The sequence below is a fragment of the Streptomyces sp. NPDC054841 genome (genome assembly GCF_053611045.1).
Window position 1 is genome coordinate 1 of sequence record NZ_JBSGZO010000224.1, and the last position, 1428, is coordinate 1428.

At 75.4% G+C, this 1428-nt stretch carries 1 protein-coding gene; it reads left to right on the forward strand.

Going from position 1 to position 1428, the window contains the following annotated elements; all coding sequences use genetic code 11:
• Positions 1 to 16 precede the first annotated feature (16 nt).
• Positions 17 to 1300 (forward strand): HRDC domain-containing protein, encoded by a 1284-nt coding sequence (locus tag ACWGI8_RS26165; RefSeq protein WP_453664472.1) that lies wholly within the window; start codon positions 17 to 19, stop codon positions 1298 to 1300.
• Positions 1301 to 1428 lie beyond the last annotated feature (128 nt).

Sequence of the window (1428 nt, forward strand, 5' to 3'; positions counted from 1 at the left end):
CAGATACCCTTGACATGTGACCGACGCCCAAGAGACCGCAGCAGAGCCAGACCTGCGAACCCCCGGGGGCGGCCCCCCGGACGACGGCCTCGCAGTCGAGAGGGTGCCGATCCCCCTGCTGGAGCCGCGCGAGGGCATTCCCCCGGTGGTGTCCACGCCCGAGGCCCTCGCATCCGTCATCGCCGCGTTCGCCGCCGGCAGCGGCCCCGTCGCCGTGGACGCCGAGCGTGCGTCCGGTTACCGGTACGGGCAACGCGCGTATCTCGTGCAGCTGCGCCGCGAAGGCGCGGGCACCGCGCTGATCGACCCCGTCGGCTGCCCCGACCTGTCCGGGCTCGGCGAGGCACTCGCCGGCACGGAGTGGATCCTGCACGCGGCGACCCAGGATCTGCCGTGCCTGCGCGAAATAGGCATGGTCCCGACCGGCCTCTTCGACACCGAGCTCGCCGGGCGGCTCGCGGGCTTCCCGCGGGTGGGGCTCGGCGCGATGGTCGAGTCGGTCCTCGGCTACGCGCTGGAGAAGGGCCACTCCGCCGTGGACTGGTCCACGCGGCCGCTGCCGGAGCCCTGGCTGCGGTACGCGGCGCTGGACGTGGAGCTGCTCGTCGACCTGCGGGACGCGCTGGAGAAGGAGCTGGACCGGCAGGGGAAGCTGGAGTGGGCACAGCAGGAGTTCGACGCGATCGCGTCCGCGCCGCCCGCGCCGCCGCGCAAGGACCCGTGGCGGCGTACGTCCGGGATGCACAAGGTGCGGCGCCGGCGGCAGATGGCGGTCGTACGGGAGCTGTGGACCGCACGCGACAAGGTGGCACAGCGGCGGGACGTGTCACCGGGCAAGGTGCTCAGTGACGGGGCGATCGTCGAGGCGGCGCTGGCGCTGCCGGCGAACGTGCACGCGCTGACCGCGCTCCCAGGCTTCGGACACCGGATGGGCCGACGGCAGCTGGAGCAGTGGCAGGCCGCGGTGGACCGGGCGCGGGCACTGCCGGACGCGGAGCTGCCGCAGCCGGGGCAGCAGGTGACGGGTCCGCCGCCGCCGCGCTCCTGGGCGGACAAGGACCCGGCGGCCGCGGCGCGGCTGTCCGCGGCGCGCGCGGCGGTGTCCTCGCTCGCGGAGGAGCTGAACCTTCCGCAGGAGAACCTGGTCACCCCGGACACGGTGCGGCGCCTCTGCTGGGAGCCGCCGCAGGAGGCGACCCCGGAGGCGGTCGCCTCGGCCCTCGCCGCGCTGGGCGCGCGCGCCTGGCAGATCGAGCAGGTGACCCCCGTGCTGACCCGGGCCCTCCAGGCCATGGCCTGACGCCTCCCTCCGGGGGTGCGGTGCGCCTGCCTCCGGGGGGTGCGGTGTGCGCGGTGACGGTGTGCCCGGTGCCGTGACGGCGTCCGGTGTGTCCGTCCTCAAGCGCCGGACGGGCTTGGGGTGCCCGG